At 72.8% G+C, this 25,133-nt stretch carries 21 protein-coding genes; 13 read left to right on the top strand and 8 right to left on the bottom strand.

The window, feature by feature from the left end; translation table 11 throughout:
- Nucleotides 1-27: 27 nt before the first annotated feature.
- Nucleotides 28-516, bottom strand: a complete 489-nt coding sequence (locus ACIBEC_RS10600) for a glutathione peroxidase (protein WP_360491506.1) — start codon at nucleotides 514-516, stop codon at nucleotides 28-30.
- A 157-nt stretch (nucleotides 517-673) separates the two neighbouring features.
- Nucleotides 674-2,446 carry a glyoxylate carboligase gene (gcl, locus tag ACIBEC_RS10605; RefSeq protein WP_360491578.1) on the bottom strand — a complete coding sequence of 591 codons (1,773 nt, stop codon included), beginning with the start codon at nucleotides 2,444-2,446 and terminating at the stop codon, nucleotides 674-676.
- 837 nt (nucleotides 2,447-3,283) lie between these two features.
- On the opposite strand from gcl, the gene ACIBEC_RS10610 reads away from it, so the two are divergent.
- Together ACIBEC_RS10610 and ACIBEC_RS10615 are read left to right on the top strand one after the other, a co-directional pair.
- Nucleotides 3,284-4,774: a SulP family inorganic anion transporter gene (locus ACIBEC_RS10610; RefSeq protein WP_360491575.1), complete on the top strand. Its 1,491-nt coding sequence runs from the start codon at nucleotides 3,284-3,286 to the stop codon at nucleotides 4,772-4,774.
- Nucleotides 4,775-4,856: 82 nt separating this feature from the next.
- Nucleotides 4,857-5,153 carry an MTH1187 family thiamine-binding protein gene (locus ACIBEC_RS10615; protein WP_360491503.1) on the top strand — a complete coding sequence of 99 codons (297 nt, stop codon included), beginning with the start codon at nucleotides 4,857-4,859 and terminating at the stop codon, nucleotides 5,151-5,153.
- 58 nt (nucleotides 5,154-5,211) lie between these two features.
- Here ACIBEC_RS10615 and ACIBEC_RS10620 read toward each other — a convergent pair whose 3' ends face one another.
- The gene (locus tag ACIBEC_RS10620) at nucleotides 5,212-6,606 is read right to left on the bottom strand and encodes a hypothetical protein (protein ID WP_360491500.1); all 1,395 of its coding nucleotides are present in this window, start codon (nucleotides 6,604-6,606) and stop codon (nucleotides 5,212-5,214) included.
- Nucleotides 6,607-6,652: 46 nt separating this feature from the next.
- Nucleotides 6,653-10,933 carry a hypothetical protein gene (locus ACIBEC_RS10625; RefSeq protein ID WP_360491497.1) on the bottom strand — a complete coding sequence of 1,427 codons (4,281 nt, stop codon included), beginning with the start codon at nucleotides 10,931-10,933 and terminating at the stop codon, nucleotides 6,653-6,655.
- Between the two features lie 89 nt (nucleotides 10,934-11,022).
- Between ACIBEC_RS10625 and ACIBEC_RS10630 the strand changes: the two genes are divergently transcribed.
- Complete coding sequence (locus ACIBEC_RS10630; RefSeq protein ID WP_360491494.1) at nucleotides 11,023-12,060, top strand: translation initiation factor 2; 1,038 nt, start codon at nucleotides 11,023-11,025, stop codon at nucleotides 12,058-12,060.
- Nucleotides 12,061-12,193: 133 nt separating this feature from the next.
- On the opposite strand, the gene ACIBEC_RS10635 is transcribed toward ACIBEC_RS10630, so the two are convergent.
- The gene (locus tag ACIBEC_RS10635) at nucleotides 12,194-12,676 is read right to left on the bottom strand and encodes a DoxX family protein (protein ID WP_360491491.1); all 483 of its coding nucleotides are present in this window, start codon (nucleotides 12,674-12,676) and stop codon (nucleotides 12,194-12,196) included.
- A 148-nt stretch (nucleotides 12,677-12,824) separates the two neighbouring features.
- Between ACIBEC_RS10635 and ACIBEC_RS10640 the strand changes: the two genes are divergently transcribed.
- The 3 genes from ACIBEC_RS10640 (at nucleotide 12,825) to ACIBEC_RS10650 (ending at nucleotide 15,769) form a co-directional block, all read left to right on the top strand.
- A complete protein-coding gene (locus ACIBEC_RS10640; RefSeq protein WP_360491488.1) occupies nucleotides 12,825-13,412 on the top strand; it encodes a helix-turn-helix domain-containing protein in 588 nt (195 codons plus the stop codon).
- A 99-nt stretch (nucleotides 13,413-13,511) separates the two neighbouring features.
- Nucleotides 13,512-15,011 (top strand): MFS transporter, encoded by a 1,500-nt coding sequence (locus tag ACIBEC_RS10645; RefSeq protein ID WP_360491485.1) that lies wholly within the window; start codon nucleotides 13,512-13,514, stop codon nucleotides 15,009-15,011.
- On the top strand, nucleotides 15,008-15,769 hold the full coding sequence (locus ACIBEC_RS10650) for a glucose 1-dehydrogenase (protein ID WP_360491482.1): 762 nt from the start codon (nucleotides 15,008-15,010) through the stop codon (nucleotides 15,767-15,769). Before ACIBEC_RS10645 ends, ACIBEC_RS10650 begins: the two co-directional genes overlap by 4 nt.
- A gap of 12 nt (nucleotides 15,770-15,781) precedes the next feature.
- On the opposite strand, the gene ACIBEC_RS10655 is transcribed toward ACIBEC_RS10650, so the two are convergent.
- A complete protein-coding gene (locus ACIBEC_RS10655; RefSeq protein WP_396287865.1) occupies nucleotides 15,782-16,549 on the bottom strand; it encodes an SMI1/KNR4 family protein in 768 nt (255 codons plus the stop codon).
- A gap of 204 nt (nucleotides 16,550-16,753) precedes the next feature.
- Here ACIBEC_RS10655 and ACIBEC_RS10660 point away from each other — a divergent pair, with 204 nt between their 5' ends.
- The 3 genes from ACIBEC_RS10660 (at nucleotide 16,754) to ACIBEC_RS10670 (ending at nucleotide 20,059) form a co-directional block, all read left to right on the top strand.
- Nucleotides 16,754-17,674, top strand: a complete 921-nt coding sequence (locus ACIBEC_RS10660; RefSeq protein ID WP_360491476.1) for a sugar ABC transporter permease — start codon at nucleotides 16,754-16,756, stop codon at nucleotides 17,672-17,674.
- On the top strand, nucleotides 17,671-18,573 hold the full coding sequence (locus ACIBEC_RS10665; RefSeq protein WP_360491473.1) for a carbohydrate ABC transporter permease: 903 nt from the start codon (nucleotides 17,671-17,673) through the stop codon (nucleotides 18,571-18,573). Before ACIBEC_RS10660 ends, ACIBEC_RS10665 begins: the two co-directional genes overlap by 4 nt.
- A gap of 94 nt (nucleotides 18,574-18,667) precedes the next feature.
- Nucleotides 18,668-20,059, top strand: a complete 1,392-nt coding sequence (locus tag ACIBEC_RS10670; RefSeq protein WP_360491470.1) for an ABC transporter substrate-binding protein — start codon at nucleotides 18,668-18,670, stop codon at nucleotides 20,057-20,059.
- Between the two features lie 76 nt (nucleotides 20,060-20,135).
- Here the strand turns inward: ACIBEC_RS10670 and ACIBEC_RS10675 are convergent, their stop codons facing one another.
- A complete protein-coding gene (locus tag ACIBEC_RS10675) occupies nucleotides 20,136-20,414 on the bottom strand; it encodes a helix-turn-helix transcriptional regulator (protein ID WP_360491467.1) in 279 nt (92 codons plus the stop codon).
- A gap of 70 nt (nucleotides 20,415-20,484) precedes the next feature.
- A complete protein-coding gene (locus ACIBEC_RS10680; protein WP_360491464.1) occupies nucleotides 20,485-21,000 on the bottom strand; it encodes a hypothetical protein in 516 nt (171 codons plus the stop codon).
- Between the two features lie 214 nt (nucleotides 21,001-21,214).
- Here ACIBEC_RS10680 and map point away from each other — a divergent pair, with 214 nt between their 5' ends.
- From map to ACIBEC_RS10700, 4 genes are all read left to right on the top strand, one after another.
- A complete protein-coding gene (gene map / locus ACIBEC_RS10685) occupies nucleotides 21,215-21,982 on the top strand; it encodes a type I methionyl aminopeptidase (protein WP_360491461.1) in 768 nt (255 codons plus the stop codon).
- 48 nt (nucleotides 21,983-22,030) lie between these two features.
- Complete coding sequence (locus tag ACIBEC_RS10690; RefSeq protein WP_360491458.1) at nucleotides 22,031-22,726, top strand: HAD-IA family hydrolase; 696 nt, start codon at nucleotides 22,031-22,033, stop codon at nucleotides 22,724-22,726.
- Between the two features lie 89 nt (nucleotides 22,727-22,815).
- Nucleotides 22,816-23,241, top strand: a complete 426-nt coding sequence (locus tag ACIBEC_RS10695) for an acyl-CoA thioesterase (RefSeq protein ID WP_360491455.1) — start codon at nucleotides 22,816-22,818, stop codon at nucleotides 23,239-23,241.
- Between the two features lie 191 nt (nucleotides 23,242-23,432).
- Complete coding sequence (locus ACIBEC_RS10700; protein ID WP_360491452.1) at nucleotides 23,433-24,929, top strand: alpha/beta hydrolase; 1,497 nt, start codon at nucleotides 23,433-23,435, stop codon at nucleotides 24,927-24,929.
- Nucleotides 24,930-25,133: the final 204 nt, after the last annotated feature.

A 25,133-nucleotide genomic window follows, 5' to 3' on the forward strand; every position in this document is an offset into this window, starting at 1 on the left:
TGCCCCGGGCCCTCGGCGGGTGGGTGGTCAGGCGGGGAGGACGGCCTCGAGGGCGGCGATGAGCTCCGCCGCCTCCGGCTCGACGCGCGGCCGGATCCGGGCGGCCACGGTGCCGTCCGGGGAGATCAGGAACTTCTCGAAGTTCCAGGAGACGTCCCCGGCCTGGCCCTCGGCGTCGGCGACCTGGGTGAGCTGCTGGTACAGCGGGTGCCGGTCCTCGCCGTTGACGTCGATCTTCTCGAACAGCGGGAAGCTCACGCCGTACGTGGTGGAGCAGAAGGTCTGGATCTCCTCGGCGCTGCCCGGCTCCTGCCCGGCGAACTGGTTGCAGGGGAAGCCCAGCACGGTGAAGCCGCGCGCGGCGTAGCGCTCCTGGAGGCGCTCCAGCCCGGCGTACTGCGGGGTCAGGCCGCACTTGGACGCCACGTTGACGATCAGCAGGGCCTTGCCCTTGTGGTCGGCCAGCGAGGTGGGCTCGCCGGCGAGGGTGCGCAGCGGGATGTCGTACAGGCTCACGATGGTGGTCCTTTCGGCAGGTCGGCGGCGGATTCGCGCCCGGGCACACGGTAGCGGCCCCGGACGGGTCAACCGTGCCGGCGCCGCCGGTGTTCCGGGCGCGAGGGGGCGTACGGGGCGGCTCGTACGCCCCCTCGCGACAGGTCGGAGCGCTACGTCAGAGCGCGAGCGGCTTGACGGCCGTCGGCGCGTGCTCCGGGAGGGTGGCGAGCTCCTCGAACTCGTTGACCTTGTCGATGTCGCTGCCGCTCATCGAGATGTTGGTGACCCGCTCCAGGATCGCCTCGACCACGACCGGGACGCGGAACTCGGCGGCCAGCTTCTTGGCCTCCTCGAACGCGGGCAGCAGGCCCTCCGGCTCGGTGACCCGGATCGCCTTGCAGCCCAGGCCCTCGGCGACCTTGACGTGGTCCACGCCGTAGACGCCCAGCTCCGGCGCGTTGATGTTCTCGAACTCCAGCTTGACCTGGAAGTCGATGTCGAAGTTGCGCTGCGCCTGGCGGATCAGGCCCAGGTAGGAGTTGTTTACCAGCACGTGGACGTAGGGGATCCGGTGCTGGGCGCCGACCGCCAGCTCCTCGATCATGAACTGGAAGTCGTAGTCGCCGGAGAGCGCGACGACCTGGCCCTCGGGGTCGGCGGTGGCGACGCCCAGCGCGGCCGGGATGGTCCAGCCGAGCGGGCCGGCCTGGCCGCAGTTGATCCAGTGCCGCGGCTTGTAGACGTGCAGCATCTGCGCGCCGGCGATCTGGGAGAGGCCGATGGTGGTGACGTAGCGGGTCTCCGGTCCGAAGGCCCGGTTCATCTCCTCGTAGACGCGCTGCGGCTTGAGCGGCACGTTGTCGAAGTGGGTGCGGCGCTGCAGCGTGGCCTTGCGCTCCTGGGTGGAGGCGGCCCACGCGCCGCGGTCCTTGAGCTGCCCGGCGGCCTTGAGCTCCTTGGCGACCTGGACGAAGAGCTCCAGCGCGGCCTTGGCATCGGAGGCGATGCCGAGGTCCGGGGCGAAGATCTTGCCGATCTGGGTGGGCTCGACGTCGACGTGGACGAACTTGCGGCCCGCGGTGTAGACGTCCAGGCCGCCGGTGTGGCGGTTGGCCCAGCGGTTGCCGATGCCGAGGACGAAGTCGGAGGCGAGGAAGTTCTCGTTGCCGTAGCGGTGCGAGGTCTGCAGGCCGACCATGCCGGCGTTCAGCTCGTGGTCGTCCGGGACGATGCCCCAGCCCATCAGGGTCGGGATCACCGGGACGCCGGTGAGTTCGGCGAACTCCAGCAGCAGCGCGGAGGCGTCGGCGTTGATGACGCCGCCGCCGGCCACGATCAGCGGGCGCTCCGACTCCTGGAGCAGCGCGATGGCCTTCTCGATCTGGATGCGGTTGGCGGTCGGCTTGTAGACCGGGAGCGGCTGGTAGGCCTCGGGGTCGAAGTCGATCTCGGTCAGCTGGACGTCGATCGGCAGGTCGATCAGGACCGGGCCGGGGCGGCCGGAGCGCATCAGGTGGAAGGCCTGCTGGAACATGCCGGGGACCTGCGCGGCCTCCAGCACGGTGGTCGCGGCCTTGGTGACCGGCTTGGCGATCGAGGCGATGTCGACGGCCTGGAAGTCCTCCTTGTGCAGTCGGGCGACGGGCGCCTGGCCGGTGATGCACAGGATCGGGATGGAGTCGGCGATCGCCGAGTACAGGCCGGTGATCATGTCGGTGCCGGCCGGGCCGGAGGTGCCGATGCAGACTCCGATGTTGCCGGCCTTGGCACGGGTGTAGCCCTCGGCCATGTGGGAGGCGCCCTCGACGTGCCGGGCGAGCGTGTGCCGGATCCCGCCGGAGGCCTGGAGGGCGGCGTAGAACGGGTTGATGGCGGCACCGGGCACGCCGAACGCGACCTCAACGCCTTCGAGCTTGAGGATCTCCACGGCCGCGCGGGCGGCTGTCATACGAGGCATCGGGTTTCTCCTGCGTCGGCCCGCAGTGGCTCGGAGGGCTCATCTCCTGAATTCCACCATACGGAAGAACGGTTTCTGTATGTGGAAACAAGGTAGGGCGGGCCTCGTCGGGGCGTCAAGGGGGACTTCAACAGAATGTGTCAGTCCGCATCCGAGGGGAATTGGCGGGTCGACCAGGAGGATTCCGTACGAACGGCCGACGATCGTGCGGGCGTACGGAGGGAGGCGATCGTTCCGCGCCGAAAAGCGTGCCCGGTGTGCAGCACGCGTGAAGGGACGGTGGCCGAGGTGGGCCCGCCCCGCCCCCCTGGGTACCGTCGGTGGCACGCCGGGCCCGTGACGTCCAACTGAGGCCGCGGCAGGGGGGGTTGGGAACGCCGGGGACCGGGGGGAAGTCCGCCGGCGGCCCCGTCCAGGACCAGCGCGCCCGGTCCGCCGCACCCGAGCGAGGGACGCACCCCCCGGCCGCACCGCGGTCCTCCGCCCTTCCTTCCTCTCCCGCCTTCCCTCGTCTCCCGCTGCGACCAACCGCTGCGACCTCCTGCTGTGAGCTCCAGCTGTGACCTCCCGCTGCGGCCTTCTTCTGCTGAGACCTGCTCCCGCACGGCACCTTTCTCCCGCCCGGCACCTTTCTCCCGCACGGCACCTTTCTCCCGCACGGCAACCGGCGTGCCCGCAGCGGCGGGCGCGCGGAAGGAACGTCTCCATGCGCTGCTGTACCCCTGCCCGACCCCCGGCGGTGACCGGGTGAACCGACCGCCGCACCGGAGCGAGAGCCCGCCGGGCCGCCCCCGGAAGAACGCCCCGCCGGGCCGGACCCGGCTCTCGATCGCCGCGCTGCGCGCCGTGCCCTGGCGCCGGGACCTGCCCGCCTCGCTGGTGGTGTTCCTGGTCGCCCTCCCGCTCTGCGTCGGAGTGGCCGTCGCCTCCGGCGTCCCGGCCGAGCTCGGCCTGGTCACCGGCATCGTCGGCGGCCTGGTGGTCGGCGCCCTGCCCGGCAGCAGCCTCCAGGTCAGCGGGCCCGCCGCCGGGCTGACCGTCCTGGTCGCCGACGCCGTCCGGCAGTACGGCACCGGCGCCCTCGGCCTGCTGGTGCTCGGCACCGGCCTGCTCCAGCTGGTGATGGGCGCTCTGCGGCTCGGCCGCTGGTTCCGGGCGATGTCCGCCTCGGTGGTGCACGGCATGCTGGCCGGCATCGGACTGACCCTGGTGTTCGGCCAGCTCTACGCGCTCGCCGACCGCCGCGCCCCCGCCACCGGACCGGAGAAGATCGCCGGACTGCCCGGTCTGCTGAAGGACGTCCTCACCGCCGCGGCCGAACCGAGCGCGGTCGCCCTCGGCCTCGGCACCCTGCTGGTGCTGGTCGGCTGGAGGCACCTGCCGGAGAGGGTCGCCCGCGCCGTCCCCGCGCCGCTGGCCGCCGTCGGCCTCGCCGCCGCCGTCACCGCCGCCGCCGACCTGCCGATCGCCCGGATCCGGGTGGCCGGCCTGCTCGACGTCGTCCGGCTGCCCGACCGTGACTCCCTGGGCGCGCTGGCCGGCACCGCCGGCATCGGCACGGTCGTCGCCTTCACCCTGATCGCCTCCGCCGAGACGCTGTTCAGCGCCGCCGCCGTCGACCGGATGCACCACGGCCCGCGCACCGACTACGACCGCGAACTCACCGCCCAGGGCGTCGGCAACACCGTCTGCGGCCTGCTCGGCGCGCTGCCGATGACCGCGGTGATCGTCCGCAGCGCCACCAATGTCCAGGCCGGCGCCAAGACCAAGGCCTCCCGTTTCCTGCACGGCTGCTGGCTGCTGCTGTTCACCGCGCTGCTGCCCGGCGCGCTCGGGCTCGTCCCGCTCACCGCGCTCGCCGCCGTGCTCGTTCACGCCGGCGCCAAGCTCGTGCCGCTGCGCCGGATCGTCGCGCTCTGGCGCGGCCACCGGGGCGAGGCGCTGGTGCTCGTGGTGACGGCGGTCTCGATCATCGCCACCGACCTGTTCGAGGGGGTGCTGATCGGCATCGGCCTGGCGGTGGTCAAGTCCGCCTGGCAGACCTCCCACCTGCAGATCGCGGTGGAGGAACTGGTGCTGCCGAGCGGCCAGGCGCTGCACCGGGTCCGGCTGAGCGGCAACGCCACCTTCCTGCGGCTGCCCCGGCTGCTGGACACCCTGGAACGGCTGCCGGACGACCGGCCGGTCGAGCTGGACTGGTCCGGGCTGCGCCACCTGGACCACGCCTGCACTGTCGCCCTCACCTCCTGGGCCGCCCAGCACCGGGCCCGCTCCACCGCACCGCTGGCCGTCGAACCGCCGCTGCCTTCGGTGGCCTGATGGGTTGTCCGGCTAGCCTGGTCGCCGGTTCGGGAGGGTCCGGACCGGCGACCAGTGCCGTCGACACAAGGAGCGCAGAGCCGTGATCGCAGCCTTTTCGGTGACCCCGCTGGGGATCGGCGAGGACGTGGGGGAGGCGGTCGCCGCCGCCGTCCGGGTGGTCCGCGCGAGCGGGCTCCCGAACCGGACGGACGCGATGTTCACCAGCATCGAGGGCGAGTGGGACGAGGTGATGCCGGTGATCCGGGAGGCGATCGAGGCGGTGAAGGCCCACAGCAACCGGGTGAGCACGGTCATCAAGATCGACGACCGGGCCGGGGTCACCGACGGCCTCACCGCCAAGGTCGCCTCCGTGGAACGCCACCTCGCCGAGGGTTAGCGCCTGCCCCGTTCGGCGACCGGCTCCGGCCGGCGCCGGGCACCACGCGGGAGCGGCCTCAGTCCAGGACCAGCACTGCTTCCCGCTGCACGGGGATGCCGGTGGCCTGCGCGGCCTTCGCCTCCACCGTCCACACTCCCGGCGGGGGCGAGAAGGTGGCACTGTAGCCGCCGTCGCCGTCGGGGCGCAGCCGCCGCCGCTCGACGGTCTCCCCGCCGGCCGCCGAGACGAGGCGGGCCTCCAGGAGGAGGCCGGGGTCCTCGGACACCGCGGTCACCGGCAGCGGGGTGCCGGCGGCCACGGCCTCCGGGACGTCGATGCCGAACCCGGTGCCGAGTGTCTGGTACGGGCGGTGGTCCAGCGCTTCGTATCGGTCGTACAGCTGGCGGTGGAGCATGGCGTCATTGGGCAGGGCCGTGTGCCCGAGACGGAACCAGTCGACCCGGGCGGCGTCCTCCCACTCGGGTGGCGTGGCCGACAGGCACGGCACGGTGCCGTCCCCCTGCCAGCGGTCCTGGTCCCCGAAGCGGTCCGCGTAGGTGACGGTCCCCCCGCTCACGCCGAGCGCGACGTCGGTCGGCTCCCCCTTGCCACCCGAGGCGAACACCCGGTACGCGGCGGGGAGGCCCGCCATCAGGTCCGCCGCGGCGTTCCGGCGCACCGCCTCGTCCAGCTCGCGGCGGAAGGCGAAGGCGTCGTCGACCATGGCGCTGTCGAGGTCGGGAAGGGGCACCGCGTTCAGCCGCGTCCCCGAGGCGTGGTCCGTCACGCACTGGTAGGTGGGCAGGAGTTGGTGGACGGACGGCATGGTGCGGGCAGCTGTCACGAGGGCTTCGCGCAGCCTGGTCCCGATCCCGAGGAGCTTCCTGCCGGACAGGGTCCCGGTGAGGATCCGTACGGCTTTCACCGCACCCGAGTACGGCGTTCCGATGGTCACCAGTGACCGGGCGGTCTCCCGCCCGCCCAGTACCTCGAGGTAGTAGCGGGTGACCAGGCCCCCCATGGAATGGCAGACGAAGACCACGCGGGGTTCCTCCTCGTCGCCCGCCGCCCGTCGTTCCTCGCGCCACCGCGCGAGTTCGCGGCCGGTGAACTCCTTCAGCAGGGCCGCGGAGTGCCGGTTGGACAGCCGCCAGTCGTAGGGGAACACGGCGACCCGCCCCTCGGCCAGCTCCCCCAGGTGCCGGGCCAGCTCCCGGTACGCCACGTGGGGCAGCAGCCCCGGGTAGATGCGCGGTTCCCGCAACAGGCCGGCGGGCGTCAAGGCGTACGGCCCGTCGGGCGCCTCGTCGCCCAGTCCGGGAGGCAGTGTCAGACGTTCGAAGAACCGTTCGGCGCCCAGGGCCAGTCTGCCGCCGACGCCGAACGACAGGTTCCACACGTCGCGACCGTCTCCGTCGCGCAGAACGCTTCCCATCACCCCGGGGACGAACACCACAAGATCGTGTGCCACCTGCTGATCCTCCTTCACTTCGCCGGTTCGCTGTCGGTGCCGACGTTCAGGCCGGAACGGCGCCGCCGGGCGGGGACACCGTCAGGACGTCCATGCGTTCCAGGCCCACGGACGCCACGACGAGCTCGGATCCCCCCGGCGCGGCCTGTGCCATCACCTGGTAGACGGCGAAGCCGCGATCGGGTACGCCCGGCGTGGGCCGATCCGCGTGCACGTCCCACAGGTGCAGCACGTGCGAGGCGTCGGCGGCCAGGACCACCACGCGGTTGCCCGGCAGGCTCCGGCAGACCAGGGAACGCACCGCCGTCACCGTGGTGCTCAACGGGCGCAGTTCCACGGCGCCGCGCGCCGCCTCCAGCGCCGCCGGCTGTGCGACGAAGACACCCTTGTCCGTCGCCACGGCGACATGCCTGTGCCCGTTGTCGTCGTGCGTGCCGGACAGGGCGCGGACCGGTGCACGGTCCGACGGCCTCAGCGGCACCGGGGTGCCGGGCTCCTCCCCGTCCCACAACCACACGGTGTCGCCCGCACCGGCGAGCAGGAAGGAGCGGCCCAGCGGCGACTCCACGAAGGAGAGGCTGCGCACCATGTCGTTGGGCACGTGCAGGGGCGGCAGGGCCGTGGCGGACCGTACGTCCCAGCGCCGGACATGGCGGTTGTCGGCGGCGAACACCCGGACGGCCTGGCGGGCGGCCAGAGTCACGGCCCTCACCGTGCCGTCCTCACCGGGCGCGACGGGCAGGGCGGTCGCCGCGCCGGCCCCGAGCCGGCGGACCACGACGGTGGGCCCGTGCGCCGTGCTCCGCCCGGCTGCCGCCAGCCACAACGCACCCGAGGTGTCAGCGCGCAGATCCACGGCCTTGTAGGCGGCGAGCTCCGACTCGTCGTGGACGACCCGCCCCCGCAGGTCCCACACCCGCACGGCTCCCCGGGCGGCGACGACCACGGCACCCTCGCCGGGAGCGGTACACACCAGGGCCCCGGCGTGCTCCAGGCCCGGTGCGGGCAGCCCCGTGCGGCCGCTCGGGGAGCCCGCGTCCGCGGCGGGCCCGTGCTCCCACACCCGTACCCGGCTCCCGTCGGCCACGGCCACCCGGCCGCGCTCGCCGCGCAGTACCGTGACGGAGGTCGGCCGCGACCGGAGTCCGGTCAGCGGGGCGAGCTCACGGCGGGCTGCCACGTCCCACTGGCGGATCCGCCCGCCGTCCACCGCGAAGAGCAGCGGGTTCGTGGAGTCGGTCAGGGCGGCGGTCGCTCCCGAGGGGTGCCGGAGACGGGTGCTGAAGACGGACTCCACCCGCAGCTGCCGGCCCTCCTCGTCGAGCCGCCACACGCGAACCTGCGGGCTCGATGTGGTGACCGCGGCCACCCAGGGACGGTCGCCCGCCGTGGTGACGGCGAGGCATTCCACCCGGCCGGCGTCGGAGCCGAACGCGCCGCGCCCCACGCCGACCAACGGATCCAGGGCGACCACCCCCCGCTCGCCGCCGACCAACAGGCAGGGCGAGCCCCCGACGGTGGTGACGGCCGTGGCGTACACCTCGCCCACCCGGCTCCGCCAGAACCCGAGATGCCGAAGCCGGCCCTCCCGCCAGTCCCAGACGGCCACATGGGTGCCGAAAGCGGCCGCGACGATCTCCCGGCCGGCCACGATCCCCACGGCGACGGCGCTGATGGGCGCCGCCCAGCCGAGCGTGTGGACGAGTCCCGGCCCGCTCCGCGGCCAGACCAGGACGCGTTCGGCGGCTGCCGCCACCGCTGCGATCCCGCATTCGTGGGAGGGAGCGGCCAGTGCCGTCAGCCGATGGGTCGCCGCGCCGAGTGCGGCGGGTACGTGGCCCCGTACGAGGTCGGGCCGACCACCGAGGGTGCTCCAGTGCCACAGGCGTTCGGCGGCGGCGTAGAGTCCTCCGTCCGGGCTTGCCGACACGACGAGGACGTCTCCGAACGGCAGGCCCAGGCTGCGTTCGGGGGCGGACCGCTCAGCGGTGGTCCACTCGTCCGTCCAGTGCAGGTGTGCGGCGGAACGCGCCCAGGGCATGAGTTCCGGCTGCTGACGCAGGGCCTCCGCCTGCAGCAGGGCGGCGCGTTCGTCCGGCGACCTGCGCGCCAGGTCCTCGGCGATCGGCCGGTACAGGTCCACCTCCGCCGAGGCGGCCGCGCCGGGCTGGTCGAGTTGGGCCACGAGCCGCTCGGGATCGAGCCGGACGAGCAGTTCGGCGTCCTGGAGGAGACCGGCCAGCCGACCGGCCCGGGCGGCGTGCGCGGCCGCGTACCGCGCGATGTAGGAGTTGGTGGCGCCGCGGCCTCGGTACAGCTCGTGGTGGACCTGGTGGAGCACCGCGGCCATCGTGGCGTGCGTCTCGGCGTCCGGGAGGCCGGCGGCGCGCAGCACGTGGCTGACGAGCGCCTCGTGGTTCAGCCGGAAGACCGGCTGGCCGGCCTCACCGTGCGCCACGATGTGCGCACCGCCGAACTTGCGCATCGCGACGATGTCGTGGGCCTCGTAGTGGTGGCTCTCTCCTCGCGCCTCGGCCAGCGCCCGGGCCGCCAGGAGCCAGATCCTGTCGTCCTCCGGCAGACCGGCTCCGAAGGAGAGCGCCAGCGGGAGCAGGAGTCCGAGAGCCCAGCCGGCGGCGGAGGTTGCGCCCGGTGCGGCCGTGTCCAGCGCCCGGATCTCCTGGTCCAGGGCCTCGTCCAGTCCCGAGGCCAGCACCTGCCGGAACTCCTCGTCCTCCGGTCCCACCGCCCGGTTCAGCCGCAGCAGGGCGGAGCAGTGCAGCTTCGCCACCAGGAAGGTACCCGCGCTCCGGTGCCCCAGGGCGCGGCACACCGCGTCGAGTGTCCCCTCGGCGTCGCGGTACGGCCCTTCCGGGCCGCCGAGGCGGGCGCGCACATAGCCGAGGATGTCGTCGTCCCGGTCCGGCGCGCGGTCGAGGTCGAACCTGAGTGCGCCGTCCAGGAGCGCGGCGGCACCCCCTTCGGGCAGGGGTCGCGTGCCGATCAGGACGCGGACGGTCGGCTCGTGGGAGAGCGGGATCAGGACCTCGACGATGAGCGAGTCCAGGTGGGCCGGGTCGGTCTCGTCGAGCCCGTCGACCAGGAAGGTCGTCGACGCGGCGTCACGGCACTTCGTCAGCAGGGCGTCCATCAGCGCCCGCAGATCCGGCCAGCCGTCCCCGGGTTCCTCGAGTTGCAGGCCCTCGGCCAGCTCACGCGCGCATTCGAGGGCGCTGCGGCCGCGGCACTGGATGCCGGCGTCGATGGCGCTGAGCATCGCCCGTCGGCGGATCGGCGAAAGCCCTCTGAACTGCGGGGTGTTCGCGATGGTCATCAGGGCCAGCTGGGCGAGTAGAGCCGACTTGCCGCTGCCCGGGCCCCCGGTGACGATCAGCGCGCCGTTGCGGCCGGGTGAACCGATCCAGTCGACGAGGCGGCCGAGGTAGTTCCGCCGTCCGGTGAAGAAGCCGGCGTCGTCCTCCACGAGCAGCCCGGTGAAGCGGCTGCGCAGCATCGTCTGCACGTGGGCGTCGAGCAGCTCCTGCCGACGCGACCGGGCAGCCGTGGACAACGGCCGGGCGAGCGCGTCGTAGTACGGGTTGACGATCAGGCCGACGAGCCTGCTGCCGCCGTGGAACTGCGGGTACACCAACTCGTCGGCGAGCACACTGCTGACTGCCTCGACCACCTCGGACGCGTGCAGTGCCTGGGCGTACGGCGTCCACAGCAGCCGCTCGCGGAACTCGAAGCGGGGATCGTCGCAGACGCGGCGGAACGCGTTCAGCCAGGCGCCGAGCTGCGCCCGCTGGTCGCCGTGCACCGTGCCGAGGACGCCCACCCCGCGGAAGTCGGGTGAGCCCTTGGCGGCCGGCCGCGGGCCGAGGTGGTCGTCCTCTCGGTCGAAGAAGCCCGCGTGCACCTCGCGGGCGGCGTCCGAGGCGTGGCAGGTGTCGAGGACCACCAGGATGTCGCCGCTCGCCTGTCTGAGCAGTTCGGCCATGTCCTCGGTGGTCAGGCTGCCGTCGTACTGGTCCGGATCGAGGTCCCGGCAGGGCAGGACGACCGCCCTGCTCCGGCCCTTCTTGATCCCGTGACCGATCCAGTAGAGGATCTTCCGCCTGGCGGGCGAGGCCGCGAAGCGGCGCAGCCCCTGAAGGACCTCGTGCCTCGTGCCCGTGACGGGCGGGGCGTCGGTCGTGAAGCCCAGCCGACGCGCCAGTGAGCGGAACTCCTCGGCGTGCTCGCGGGCGCCGGGCAGGTCGAAGTGCGGGTGGTGGTCGTAGGTGTCCAGGCACACCACAACGGCCTCGCCGTGGTCCCCGCCCATCCCCACTCGACCTCCCCCGTCCGTGGCAGATCATGTTGCCGCTCGTCACACCGGTGTGCAACTGTCATGTATCAGAAGCGGATTGACGGATGGGGGAACCCTTGCACGACCGGGAGCACTTCCGTATCGGGCCACTGCGCACCACCTGTTACGTCTACGAAGGGGACGGCACCCGGCCCATCAGCGAGCGGAACCTCAGGATCTACTACGAGGCCGACGATCCCGTGTTCGTGCCGGAGGAGGTGCGGCGCTGGCGCCAGGAGATCGAGGACGAGCAGCGCACCCGTGCGGTGGCGGGCCGTGACCGGCGCTGGAACCACCCGCTGTTCGCGGTGGAGACGGTGGCCGTCACCCGCAGCGACGACCGCGAGGACCCGATCGTGGAGATCAGGTTCTCGTCGGCCGACTACTTCACCTTCCTCGCCGCCCAGCAGCTGGATCGGGCCCTGGAGGACGGCGAGGGCGCGGGAAGGACGCTGCGGGAGCACTACCTGGACGGCCAGGATCCGATCCTCGTCAACGGCTTCCTCTCCGCCAGCTTCGGCGCCAATGTGGCCGTCGTGACGGGCCGCGACCAGAAGATGCTGTTCTCCCGGCGCAGCGCGACCGTCGGGATGAACGCCGGGAACTGGAACTCCTCGGCGAACGAGGGGCTGTCCGGGCGGCACGACCTCAAGGACGGGGTGCCCGACCTCTTCGGTGCCGCCCGCCGTGCCCTGCGTGAGGAGCTGGCCGTCCACGAGGACGACCGCTGCGAGCTGGAGTTGCTCTCCTTCGCGATGGACACCGAGCTGCACCAGTGGGCCGCGTTCTTCCTGGCCGTGCTGCCGGATCTCAGCGAGGAGCAGCTGCGCGACCGGTGGAGCAGGGGCATCGACGACAAGTGGGAGCACAGCGAGTTCCGCTTCGTCCCGGCCGAGCCCGACGACGTGCTGGCGTTCATGCTCAGTCCCGAGGTCCGGGGCCGTTGGACGGCCTGCGGCCCGGCCCTGTTCCACCACGGGCTGGTCCGTCTGATGACGCGGCGGCTCGGCGACGCGGGCAAGGGCCGGATAGGGGTGGAGAAGGCCATTGACCGGGCCGTGGCCGCACTCGCCGACACGGGGGGAGCAAGCGGGCCCGCCTGATCGGTGCGCCGTCTCGGCCGGCCGCGGCCGCGGCCGGCCGAAAGCAGCCGCGGCCGCCGGGCGGGTTGTGCGGCTCGGGACCAGGGGCGGTCGTCCTCCCGTGCGGGTGACTTCCGCACCGTCGGGCCTGGGCTCAGGTCGTGGTGCTCGGGGCTTCGGCCGGGGCCCGGTCGGCCGGTGCGCCGGCGGCGGAGCGGCGGGTCAGGGCGCGGTCCAGGGCGTACGGGCCGGAGCCGAGCACGGCGATGGTGAGGAACGCCCAGCAGAACATGACCGAGGCCTCGCCCCCGTTCTGCAGCGGAAGCAGCGCGTGTTCCTGGTGGACGGTGAAGTAGGCGTAGGCCATGGCGCCGGAACAGAGCAGGGCGGCCGACCGGGTGCCGGCGCCGAGCAGGACCAGGGCGCCGCCGACGAGTTGGATCAGGGCGGCCCACCAGCCGGGCCACTGGCCGAGCGGGAGGGTGCCGCCGCCCTTGGCGCCGCCCAGGACGCCGAAGAGCGAGGCGGCGCCGTGGCAGGCGAAGAGCAGGCCGACGACGATCCGAAAGGCCGTCAGCACCACGGGTCTGGCGGCCTCGGCGGCCTGGCGGGGGGTGGTGGGGAAGTGTGCGGACATGCCGGAACGCCTCCTGCGGGGAGGAGGGATGGGGCGGTAAGGCTAGCCTTGGTCTAGTCCACTTGGCAATGCCCTGTCAGATGTTCGGCGCGGGTCGGAGCTCGGCTTTTCTTGACCGATCATTCTTGAACTGGCTACAGTGTGCGACATGGCCAGAACGAAGGAATTCGACCCGGACGCGGCACTGCAGGCGGCCCTCGAGCTGTTCTGGCAGCGTGGCTACGAGGCCACCTCGATGGCCGACCTGGTCGAGCGGCTCGGCATCGCCCGGGCCAGCATCTACGCCACCTTCGGCAGTAAGCACGAGCTCTACCTGCGGGCGCTGGAGCGGTACGCCGAGCAGACCGACCCGGTGCTGCTGGCGGAGCTGTCCCAGCCCGGTCCGGTGCTGCCGACCGTCCGGGCGCTGGTGCGGCGGTACGCGGCGGAGTCGGCCGGGGGCCGGCGGGAGCGCGGCTGCTTCGTCATCAACACCGCCGTCGAACTCGCCCCGCACGACCCCTCGGCGGCCCGCCGGGTGGGAGCCAGCCTCGCCCACCTGGAGACGGTGCTGACCGCCGCCCTGGTGCGGGCCGAGGCACAGGGCGAACTGCCCGCCGGGCGGGAGCCCCGGGCGCTCGCCCGGATGCTGATGGTGCTGATGCAGGGCATGCGGGTGATGGGCAAGACCGCCGACGGCGCGGCCCGGGTGGGGGACGCCGCCGAGCAGGCGCTCACGCTGCTGGACCCGAGGTGACGGCCGGCGACTGACGGCCGGCGGTCGAGGCCTGGCCGGTCGCGTCCTCTGCTGTCCATAATCTGGACCGAACGGTCTTTATAGAGAAGGGGGGTTCTCATGAGTGTCGCCACGGCGGGTCGGTTCGGATTCGCACTGCTGGGCGTCGTACAGGCGGTGCTGATCTTCACGATCACGATCCTCACCGTTCCGCTGCCACTGGTGGCCCGGGAGTTCGGGCTCGGCCCGTCCGGAGTGCTGCTGCTCAGCGCCTCCTACGGGCTCACCTTCAGCTCCCTGCTCCTCCTCGGCGGCAGGCTGGCCGACCGTCACGGCGGGCGCCGGATCCTCCGAGCGGGCCTGCTCCTGCTCGGCGCCGCCTCGATCGCCTGCGCCCTCGCGCCCGGCTACCCCGTCCTGCTCGCGAGCCGCCTCGTCCAGGGCGCCGGCGCGGCCCTCACCGCCCCGGCGGCGGTCGCGGTGGTCCGCGTGCTCCACCCCGAACCCGCCGCCTACCGACGGGCGATGGCCACCTGGGGCGGCCTGTCGGTGCTCGGCGCCACCGTCGGTAGTGTGCTGTCCGGCGCGGTCGCCGCCGCGCTCTCCTGGCGCTGGCTGTTCGCGGTGCCCGTCCTGGTCGCCCTCACCGGACTCGCCCGCTCCGGCACGCTGCCCGCCGCCACCCCCGCCGGGCGCCGCCCGGCCCTGGACCTGCGCGGCGCGGCCCTCGCCACCGCCGGTGTCTGCGCGGCGAGCTACGCCCTGGTCGCGTCCACCGAGCGCGGCTGGGCCGACCCCGAGGTGTACGGGCCACTGCTCGCCGGACTCGCCCTGCTGCTCGCCTTCGCCGCCGCCGAACGCCGCACCGCCGACCCGCTGCTGCCGCCCGGCTTCCTGGCCGACCGGCGCCGCGCCGTCGCGCTCGCCGCCGTCATGGTGACCGCCGCCGGCACCACGCTGACCTTCGTCCTGCTCTCGCTCTACCTCCAGCAGCAGCGCGGCTGGAGCGCCGCCGCCACCTCCGCGGCCTTCCTGCCGTACGCGGCCGCCCTGCTGCTGTCCGGCCGCCTGGCCGGCCCGCTGACCGTCCGGTACGGCCCGGCGCCGGTCACCGCCGGCGGGCTCGCCGTGGCGGGTGCCGGACTCGCCCTGCTCGCGGGCCTCGCCCCCGGCAGCGGGTACACCCTCGGGCTGCTGCCCGGACTGCTCCTACTGCCCGCCGGAGCCGCCGCGGCCTTCGCCGGAGCGGCCGTCCTCGCCACCGGCGGGGTGGCCCCCGAGCGGACCGGCCTGGCCGCAGGCGTTTACAACACGGCCATGGAGCTCGGCCCCACCGCCGGGTTGGCCGCCCTGATGGCGCTCGCCGCCACCCGCGCGAGCGTCGTCGGCGGATACGCCACGGCCTTCGCGGCGGCCGCCGCCGGGCTGGCAGTCACCGCCGTCGCGGTCGCCGCCCTGTCCCGAACCACCAGCGCGCCGGAACCAAGCACCACCGCACCGGAACGAACCAGCACTGCACCGGAGCCAAGCACCACCGGACCGGAACCAAGCACCACCGCACCGGAACGAACCAGCACCGCATCAGAACGCACCACTCGGATCAAGGAGTTCACCTCATGACCACGCGTTTCGCCGACAAGTCCGTCCTCGTCACCGGTGGCGGCAGCGGCATCGGACGGGCCATCGCGCTCGCCTTCGCCCAGGAGGGCGCCCGGGTCGCGGTCGCCGGCCGCTCCGCGGGCCCGCTCGCCGAGACCGTCGAGCTGATCGAGCAGGCCGGCGGCAAGGCGGTCGCGCTGACCGGCGACGTGACGAACAGTGAGGACGCCGCCCGGCTGGTCCGCGAGACGGTCGAGAGGTTCGGCGGGCTGGACGTCGCCGTCAACAACGCCGGGGTGCTCGGCGCCCTCGGCCCGGTCGCCGACATCGACGAGGCCGAGTGGCAGCGGGTGATCGACATCAACGTCACCGGCACCCTGCTCGCGATGAAGCACCAGATCGGCCACCTGCGGGCCCACGGCGGCGGCGCGATCGTCAACGTCTCCTCCAATGTCGGTGCCCACCGGCGGATCGCCGGCATCGGCGCCTACGCCGCCAGCAAGGCCGCCGTCACCGCACTGACCCGCGCCGCCGCCCTCGACCACATCGCCGAGGGCGTGCGGATCAACCTGGTGAGCCCCGGCCCGGTGGACACCCCCATGTCCTCCCGCCCCGGCGAGAGCGCCGCCGACAAGGGTGAGCGGATGAAGGCCCAGGTCCCGCTCGGCCGGGCCGGCGCGGTCGAGGAGATCGCCGCCGCCGTGCTCTACCTCGCCTCGCCCGAGGCGGGCTACACCGTCGGCGCCGACCTGGTGCTGGACGGCGGCGCCACCGCCTGACCGCCGCCGGGCCTACTCGCCCAGCCAGTCCCCGGGCACCGCCACGTACAGCGCCTCCAGCGCCTGCGGGGTGCGTGCCCGGGCCGTCATCCAGGCGTCCTCGACCACCCCGACCAGCACGTCCGGCCCTTGGTACCAGCGGCAGTTCCGGCCGAGTGCGGGCAACTCGCGGAAACCGGCCGGAAGTTCGTCCTCCGACTCGATGAAGTCGGTCAGCTCGTGGTCCTCCAGCAGCTTCTCCGTCATCGCCATCACCGCGGCCGCCGTCGAGAAGCGCTCCTCCCAGGGCTCCCACCGCTCCGCCGACTTGTCGGCGAGGTCCGGCCGGATCACCGTCGGCGGGTCCTTGTGGTCGAGGCTGTCGCGGTCGACGCCCTCCTGCTCGACGCCCTCCCGCTCGTGGCCGACGCCCTCCCGCTCGGCGTCCTCCCGCTCGAGGTCGGTCAGCAGCACGCCCCAGTGCGCGCAGCCCTGGTTCTCCGCCCGGTAGACCAGCGCCCCATCGAGTACGAACAGTTCGTCCGGCGTCAGCAGCACGTCCTGGTTGCTGGTCAGGTCCGCCCGCCGGCCGAACAGCCGGTACGCCTCGCGCAGCGCCGTCGGCAGCCGCAGGCCCAGCCGCTGTTCGGCGGCGTCGAGTTCGGCGTCCGAGAAGCCGTCGTCCGGCCCGAGTGGCTCGCCCCAGTACGCGGCGAAGCCCCTGACGAGTGCCCAGGAGCCCGCGCGGCAGCGCAAACTTTCGGCCATTGCGGCCCGTATGTCGAATTCCGTTTCGTCCACCCGCGCACCGTACGACACCCCTCCGACAACGGGGTGAACCGCTCAACCGCCGTCCGGGAGCCGGTCAGGGCACGACCGGCCGAATCTGACGCGAACGCGTAATCCGGGTGACACCCGTTGATCACCACGAGGTTCCCGCCGCGTCGTGTGGGCAAGACACGGTTTCGGCCGGAACCGACATCACGAAAGGCGGACGCGCACCGCATGCCGACCGCACCGCACACCGCGCCCCGGGTGGGCCGCCGAAGCCGCTGGGGAGAACACGGGCTCGCCTGGGCCTTCCTGCTGCCCTCCCTGGTGGTCTTCGTCCTCTTCATCGGCTACCCGCTGGGACGGACGATCTACCTGAGCGGGCACGCCAACGACCTCTTCGGCGCGCCCTCCCGCTTCGTCGGGACGAAGCACTACACCGACCTGCTGACCTCGGCGGACTTCCGCCGCACCCTCGTCACCACGGGGCTGTTCACCGTGCTCACCGTGGTGCCCGGGGTGCTCGGCGCGCTGGTGCTGGTGCTGCTCCTGGAGAACCGGATCAGGGGCGTGCGACTGCTGCGCTCCGCCTTCGCGCTGCCCTTCGCCTTCTCGGTGGCCAGCGCGTCGGTGGTCTTCGCGGTGTTCTTCAACCCGGCCAGCGGGGTGCTCAACGGCCTGCTCTCGCACGTCGGCCTCGGCCCGATCGGCTGGCTGACCGACTCCCGGTACGCGCTGGTGTCGGTGGCCGTCACCACGGTCTGGATGAACCTCGGCTACAACGTGCTGGTGCTGTCCGCCGGCATCGGCTCGATCCCGGGCGAGATCGTGGAGGCGGCCCGCATCGACGGCGCGTCGGGCCTGCGGCTGGCCCGCTCGATCACCATCCCGATGCTCGGCCCGAACCTGTTCTTCCTGACCGTGGTCTCCACCGTCCACGCGCTGCAGAGCTTCGGCCAGATCCACATCCTCACCAAGGGCGGGCCGGACGGCTCCACCCGGACCCTCGTCTACTCCGTCTACGAGAAGGCCTTCGCCTACGGCTCCAGCGACTTCGGCACCGCGAGCGCCCAGGCCGTGGTGCTGCTCGTGGTCGTCCTCGCCTGCACGGCCGTCCAGTTCGGCGTCCTGGAGCGGAAGGTGCACTACGTATGACCACCATCGCCACCGGAGCCGAGGCGCCCGAGGCGTCGAAGGCGCCCCGCACGCGCACCCGCCCCCTCGCCGGGCGCTCCCCGCGCGACCTGCTCGGCCGCGCCGCGGTCTATCTACTGCTCGCCGTCGCCGTCGTCACCGTGGCCTTCCCGGTGTACTACGCGATTGCCGGCGCCTTCATGGGCCCGTCCGAACTCTCCTCGTACCCGCCCGCGCTGGTACCGCACTCGGTCACCGGACGGAACTTCTCCGGCGCCGTGGACGCGATCCCGCTGGCCCGCCAGTACGCCAACTCGGCGATCGTGGCCACCGCCATCACCCTCGCCCAGCTGTTCACCTCGATCCTGGCCGCGTACGCCTTCGTCTTCCTGCCGCTGAAGGCCCGGGCCGCGGTGTTCGGGGTGTTCCTGGCGACGCTGATGGTCCCGTGGGAGGCCATCATCATCCCCAACTACCTGACGCTGTCCGGCTGGGGTCTCGGCAACACCTACTTCGGCCTGGTGCTGCCCTTCCTGGCCTCCGGCTTCGGCACCTTCATGCTGCGCCAGGCCTTCCGCCAGCTGCCCGGCGAACTGCGCGACGCCGCCCGGATCGACGGCGCCAGCCACTGGCGGTTCCTGTGGCGGATCGTCGTCCCGCTCAACAAGCCCGCGCTCGCGGCGCTGTCGATCTACGTCTTCCTCTCCGCCTGGAACCAGTACTTCTGGCCGCTGATCATCACCCGCACGGCGAACATGCAGACCCTGCAGATCGGCCTCACCTCGCTGCGCGACTCCGAGATGGCCGACCCCGGGCTGATCCTGGCCGGCGTCGTGCTCTCCCTGCTGCCCACCCTCGCCCTGGTGGTCTTCGGCCAGCGCTTCATCGTCCGCGGCCTCACCGCGGGCGCGGTGCGCTGACCCTCCGTCCCGCCCGCGTCAGTCCTGCCCGCGTCCGTCCTGCCCACGTCCGTCCTGTCGACGTGCGTCCCCTCCGACCAGAGAGAGAACCCTCGTGAAGAAGAGTGCACGCGCGCTCGCGGCCCTGCTGGTGGCCGGCCTGTCCCTGACCGCCTGCAGTTCCTCCGGTGGCTCCGGCTCCGGCGGCTCCAACGACGCCGCCGCGCCCGGCGCCCAGGCCCTCGACCAGGCCTCCGGCGTCACCAGCGTCGAGTTCTGGCACTCGATGACCGGCAAGAACGCCGAGGTGCTCACCGGGCTGGTCGACCGGTTCAACGCCGCGCACCAGGGCAAGATCGAGGTCAAGGCGCAGTTCCAGGGTAAGTACGACGAGCTGGTCACCAAGTACAAGGCCTCGGTGCAGCAGAAGGGCACGCCCGCCCTGGTGCAGGTCTACGACATCGGCACCAGGTTCATGATCGACTCAAAGCAGACCGTCCCCGCCCAGGCCTTCGCCGACAAGGACGGCTACGCGCTGGACGACCTGGACGCCAACATCCGCAACTACTACTCGGTCGGCGGCAAGCTCCAGTCGATGCCGTTCAACTCCTCGATGCCGCTGCTCTACCTGAACACCGACGCCTTCAAGGAGGCCGGCCTCGACCCGGCGCAGCCGCCCAAGGACCTCAACGAGCTGGGCGAGCTGGCGAAGAAGCTGACCAAGAAGGACGCCGACGGCAAGACCGTCCGCTACGGTTTCGGCGCCGCCATCTACGGCTGGTTCGTCGAGCAGCTGCTGGCCGAGTCCGGCTCCATGTACTGCGACAACGACAACGGCCGCAGCAACAAGGCCGGCAAGGTCGTGTTCGACTCCGCCCAGGGCGCCCGGATCGTCCAGTGGTGGGCCGACCTGGTCAAGGGCGGCTACGCGGCCAACACCGGCCGCACCACCGACGACGCCCAGGCCGCCTTCAAGGCCGGCACCGTCGCGATGCACCTGGAGTCCACCGGCGTGCTGCGCGGCTACACCGAGGCGGCGAAGTTCGGCGTCGGCACCGCGGCCTTCCCGAAGGTCACCGCCGCCGACCAGGGCGGCCCGGCGATCGGCGGCGCCTCGCTGTGGATCAGCGGCCCCGGCCACTCGGACGCCGAGAAGCGCGCCGCCTGGGAGTTCGAGAAGTTCGTGACGGCCCCCGAGCAGCAGGCCGTCTGGCACACCGGCACCGGCTACTTCCCGGTCAACACGAAGTCCCTGGACGACCCCAAGGACAAGGAGTGGGTGGCCAAGTACCCGCAGTTCCAGACCGCGATCGACCAGCTGAAGGCCACCAAGCCCACCCCGGCCACCGCCGGCTGCCTGCTCGGCGTGATGCCGCAGGCCCGCAAGGGCGTGGAGACCGCGATCGAGCAGGCCATCTCGGGCGGCAAGTCGGCCCAGCAGGCGCTGGCCGACGCGGCCAAGGAGCTGCAGCCGGCGATCGAGAGCTACAACAGCTCGGTCGGCTGAACCAGCACCAAGGCCACGGCCACGGCCGGGACGACGGCCCGCCCCGCGCACCACGCGCCGGGCGGGCCGTCGTCCGTCATGCCGAGAGCGCCTCTCCGTGCTCGCCGTCCGCCGGCACCGCGCAGGCGGAGGCGAGCTCGTCGAGCGACAGGTCGAGCGCGAAGGCCAGCGCTGCGATGGTGAAGAACGACGGGGTCGGCGCCCGCCCAGTCTCGATCTTGCGCAGCGTTTCCGCCGAGACACCGGCCACCGCCGCCACCTCGACCATGCTGCGCTCACCACGCGCTTCGCGCAGCAGCGCCCCGAAGCGCTCCCCACGAGCGTGCTCCCACGGGGTCAGCGGAGTCCTCACCATGCCCCAGAGTCTAGGGCCTGTGGCTCGGACTCCGGCCCGTGACCGGACGACGGGGGCTCGAAGACGGACCCTAGGGCTTCGGCGCGGTGGAGTCGGCGGGCCAGTTGGGGAGGTCGGCCGGGCCGCCCGGCCGGTCGCGGTTCAGGGCCAGGCAGAGGATGACGACGGTGGTGTTGCGCTCCTCGGAGTAGGAGCCGAAGACGTCATCCGCCTCGGAGTCGCACGCGGCCTGGGCGCCACCGTCGTGGACGACCTTGGTGACCTTGTAGTCGGCGGTGGGCTTGGTGCAGGTCACGAGCTCCATCTTCGGCTTGGAACCGTGGCCGATGTCGTGCACGCAGTCCCCGGCCTGGGCGGCTTCCGGCTCGGACTTGCTGGCGAAGTTGGCGACGATCAGGCCGCCCGTGATCAGCGCGACCAGGAGGAGCGGGCCTCCCACGCGGCGGGTGATCCGGCGGAGCCGCGAGGGCTCGGCCGGGGCGGGGAGCTCGGCCGGGGCGGGGAGTTCGGCGCCCCCGGGCTGCTGGGGGAGCGGCTCGGCAGGCTGGGGGGTCTCGTCGACGGGGGCGGTCGGCGGGGTCGTCACGTGGGTTCCTCATGGTCAGATCATCGGATTGCGCGGCCGAACACTAGCGGATCGCGAGCCACCCGATCGCCACATATTCCCTGGCAGGCCGTCTGCGGCCGCCGCCCCGCCCCGCCGTCGGCTTCCTCGCGGCACGTGCCGGGTGGATGCTCGTCCACCATCGACCGTGATACAAATACCGGTATAAGAATTGGATCCAGGGGAGTGGTTCACCATGGTCGAAATCAAGTCGGACGCCGCCCTCGAGGCGATGCGCGAGGCCGGGCGGGTGGTGGCGGACGCGCTGGCCGCCGTGCGGGAGACGGCGGCAGTCGGCGTCAGCCTGCTGGAGCTGGACGAGGTCGCACGGGGCGTACTGAACGCGGCCGGGGCGAGTTCGCCGTTCCTCGGCTACCGTCCGTCCTTCGCGCCTGTCCCGTTCCCCGCCGTCATCTGCGCCTCTGTCAACGACGCCGTCGTGCACGGCATCCCGAACGGCTACCGGCTGTGCGACGGCGACCTGGTGAGCATCGACTGCGGTGCGGTGCTGGACGGGTGGGCCGGCGACTCCGCCGTCAGCTTCACCGTCGGCGCCGCCCGCCCCGAGGACACCGCGCTGATCGACGCCACCCAGCGCGCCCTGGACGCCGGCATCGCCGCCGCCGTGGTCGGCAACCGGACCGGCGACATCTCCCACGCCATCGGCCGCGTCATCCGAGGCGGACGGTTCGGCACGCCGGAGGGCTTCGGCGGGCACGGCATCGGCCGCCGCATGCATGAGGACCCGCATGTGTCCAACGTCGGCCGCCCGGGCCGGGGTTACCCGTTGCGGCCGGGCCTTGTGCTGGCCATCGAGCCGATGCTGATCGCCGGCGGCCGGGACGACTACGACACCGACCCGGACGGCTGGACCCTGCGCACCACCGACGGCACGCGTGCCGCCCACATCGAGCACACCGTCGCCATCACCGAGGACGGCCCGCGCATCCTCACCCTGCGCTGAGTCCTCACGACCCCTCGCCACGTCGAACACGCAGCTAGGCTCGACGCCATGACCAAAGGCGTGATGTTCGACTTCTCCGGCACCCTCTTCCGGGTCGTCTCCACCGCCGAGTGGCTGGCGGCCTTCACCGCCGCCACCGGCCTCGACCTGCCCGCCCGTGAGCAGGCCGAACTGGTGGACCGGCTGGAGGAGTTCGGCGCACTGCCCGGCGGTGTGCCGCCGCGCCGGATCCCGCCGGAGGTCCAGGAGGCATGGGACACCCGCGACTTGACCCCCGAGCTGCACCGCGCCGCGTACACCGCGCTGACCCGCGCGGCCGAACCGCCCGCCGGCCTCGACGCGGACGCCCTGTACGAGACCCACATGGCGCCCGCGAGCTGGCGCCCCTACCCGGACGCCGCCCCCGTGCTGCGCGAGCTGCGCCGCCGGGGCGTCCCGGTCGCCGTGGTGAGCAACATCGGCTGGGACCTGCGCCCGGTCTTCCGCGCCCACGGGCTGGACGAGCTGGTCGACACGTACGTCCTGTCCTACGAGATCGGGGCCCAGAAGCCCGACCCGGTGATCTTCGAGACCGCCTGCGCCCGGCTCGGCCTGGCCCCGGCCGATGTGCTGATGGTCGGTGACGACCGGACGTGCGACGGCGGCGCGACCGCGCTCGGCTGCGGCTTCCACCCGGTCGAGCACCTGCCCGTCGACCAACGGCCGGACGCCCTGGCACCGCTGGCGGCGACCCTGCCGGATTGACGGGTCCGGATTGACAGGTCCCGATTGACGTGTCCGGGGTGACGGAAGACACGAGGTGGCACCCCTGCTGCCAGGAGTAGCGTGCGGGCATGACCGATCAGGACTTCACCACCCGCATCACCGTCCGCGGGTACGAGACCGACACCCAGGGCCACCTCAACCAGGCCGTCTACCTCCAGTACGCCGAGCACGCCCGCTGGGAATACCTCCAGGCGGCCGGGATCCGCCAGGCCGACCTGGTCGCCAAGGGCGTCGGCCCGGTCGTCCTGGAGACCACGGTCAAGTACCTGCGGGAGCTGCGCGCGGGCGACTCGGTGGACGTGAGCTGCTCGTTCACCTGGCGGGACGGCAAGACCTTCCAGGTGGTGCAGCGCCTGATCCGCGAGGACGGCGTGCTGGCCGCCGAGATCACCGGCGTCGGCGGCATCCTCGACCTGGCCGGGCGCAGGCTGGTCGCCGACCCGCGCGAGCCGCTGCGCGCCCTCGCCGCCGACCCGGCCCTGCTCGGTCTCTGACACACCCTCTGACGCACCCCGCTGTCGGCCCGCCGGAATCCTCTCTGAGGCACCCTCACCATCCGCCGGTCCCCGGCGTCGGAGGCCGCACCCGGTTGCGGCCTCCACCCGGTGGACGGGGGTTTCCCCTACCCCCGACCGGCCCGCTGCCCGGCTGGGGCCAAGTGCGCTGCCGCAGCAGACTCTTGGGCATGCCGAAGAACACGATCACCGTCACCGCCGCCGCGACCGCGGCCGCCGCACTCGCCGTCACCGCGCTGACCGCCCTGCCCGCCTCCGCCGACGCTCCGAACGCCGGGAAGGACCGCCTCACCTGGACCACCTGCCAGGGCGACGCGGACCCGCGCCAGCGGTGCGCCACCGTCACCGTCCCGCTGGACTACCGCGACCCGTACGGCGAGCAGATCACCCTCGCGATCTCCCGCATCCCCGCTGCCCGGCCGGGCCAGCGCCACGGTGTCCTGCTGACCATCCCCGGCGGACCGGGCGGCTCCGGCCTGGACGTTCCGAGCAGCGCGGCCAAGCGCCTCCCGCAGTCCGTCCTGGACCGCTTCGACCTGGTCGGTTTCGACCCGCGCGGCGTCGGCCGCTCCACCCCGGTCAGCTGCGACCTGGACCGCTCCGACCTGACGATGGTCAAGCTGCGCTCCTGGCCCGCCGCCGACGGCTCGATCGACGGCAACGTCGGCTACGCGCGCCGCCTCGCCGAGGCCTGCGCCAGCAACGGCGGCCCGGTACTGCGCAGCATCTCCAGCGCGAACGAGGCCCGCGACATCGACGCCATCCGCGGGGCCCTCGGCGAGCGCAAGCTCTCCGCCTGGGGCGTCTCGTACGGCACCTACGCGGGTGCCGTCTACGCCACCATGTTCCCGCAGCGGACCGACCGGATCGTGCTGGACAGCAACGACGACCCGAACCCGACCCGGGTGGAGCGCGGCTGGCTCGCCGCCTTCGGCCAGGGTGCCGAGGACCGCTTCCCGGACTTCGCCAAGTGGGCGGCGTCGCCCGGCAATCCGGACCGGGTCGCGGACACCCCCGAGGAGGTCCGCCCGCTCTTCCTCGACCTCGCCGCCCGCCTGGACCGCGCTCCGCTGCCCTGGCCCGGGGCCGAGCCGGCCGAGCTGAACGGAAACGTGCTGCGCGAGACCATGATGCAGAGCCTGTCCGCGGACGCCGCCTTCCCGCACCTGGCCGGGCTGATGCTGGCCGGTCTCGGTCGCCGCCCGTTGCCCGCCCCGATGACACCGCCGGAGCAGGTCATGCAGAACACCATCGCCGTCTCGGTCGGCACGCTGTGCAACGACGTCAGCTGGCCCACCGACCCGGCCGCGTACGTGAAGGACGTCGCCGCCGAGCGTGCCGCCCGTCCGCTCACCGCGGGCATGCCGGCGAACGTGACGCCCTGCGCCTTCTGGCCGTCCGCGCCCGCCGAGCCGCCGGTGAAGGTGACCGACCGCGGCCCGGCGAACGTCCTGCTGGCCCAGAACCTGCGCGACCCCTACAGCCCGTACACCGGCGCGCTCAAGCTGCGCGCCGCGTTCGGGCAGCGGGCCCGGATGGTGGCGGTGGACTCGGGCGGCCACGAGACGTACGTGGCCCACGGGAACGCCTGCGGCGACGCGGTGGTGACGGACTACCTGGTGACGGGCCGCCGCCCGGCCGAGGACGTCTTCTGCCCGGCGGAGTGAGCGCGGGCGGAGTGGGTGCGGGCGGAGTGGGCGTGCCCGGAGTGAGCGTGGGACCGGTGAGGGCCGGGTACCGGAAAGCCGGGCGCGAGCCGGGGAATTGCTGAGCGGGAGACGGGCGCGGTCCGAGCCCGCCGGGTGGCACGCGGGGCCAACAGGCCGTGGACGAACGGCCCTTGTCCCTGCGTGCACGTCCGTTCGACTCTC

The sequence above is a fragment of the Kitasatospora sp. NPDC051164 genome (assembly GCF_044455625.1).
GTDB lineage: Bacteria > Actinomycetota > Actinomycetes > Streptomycetales > Streptomycetaceae > Kitasatospora.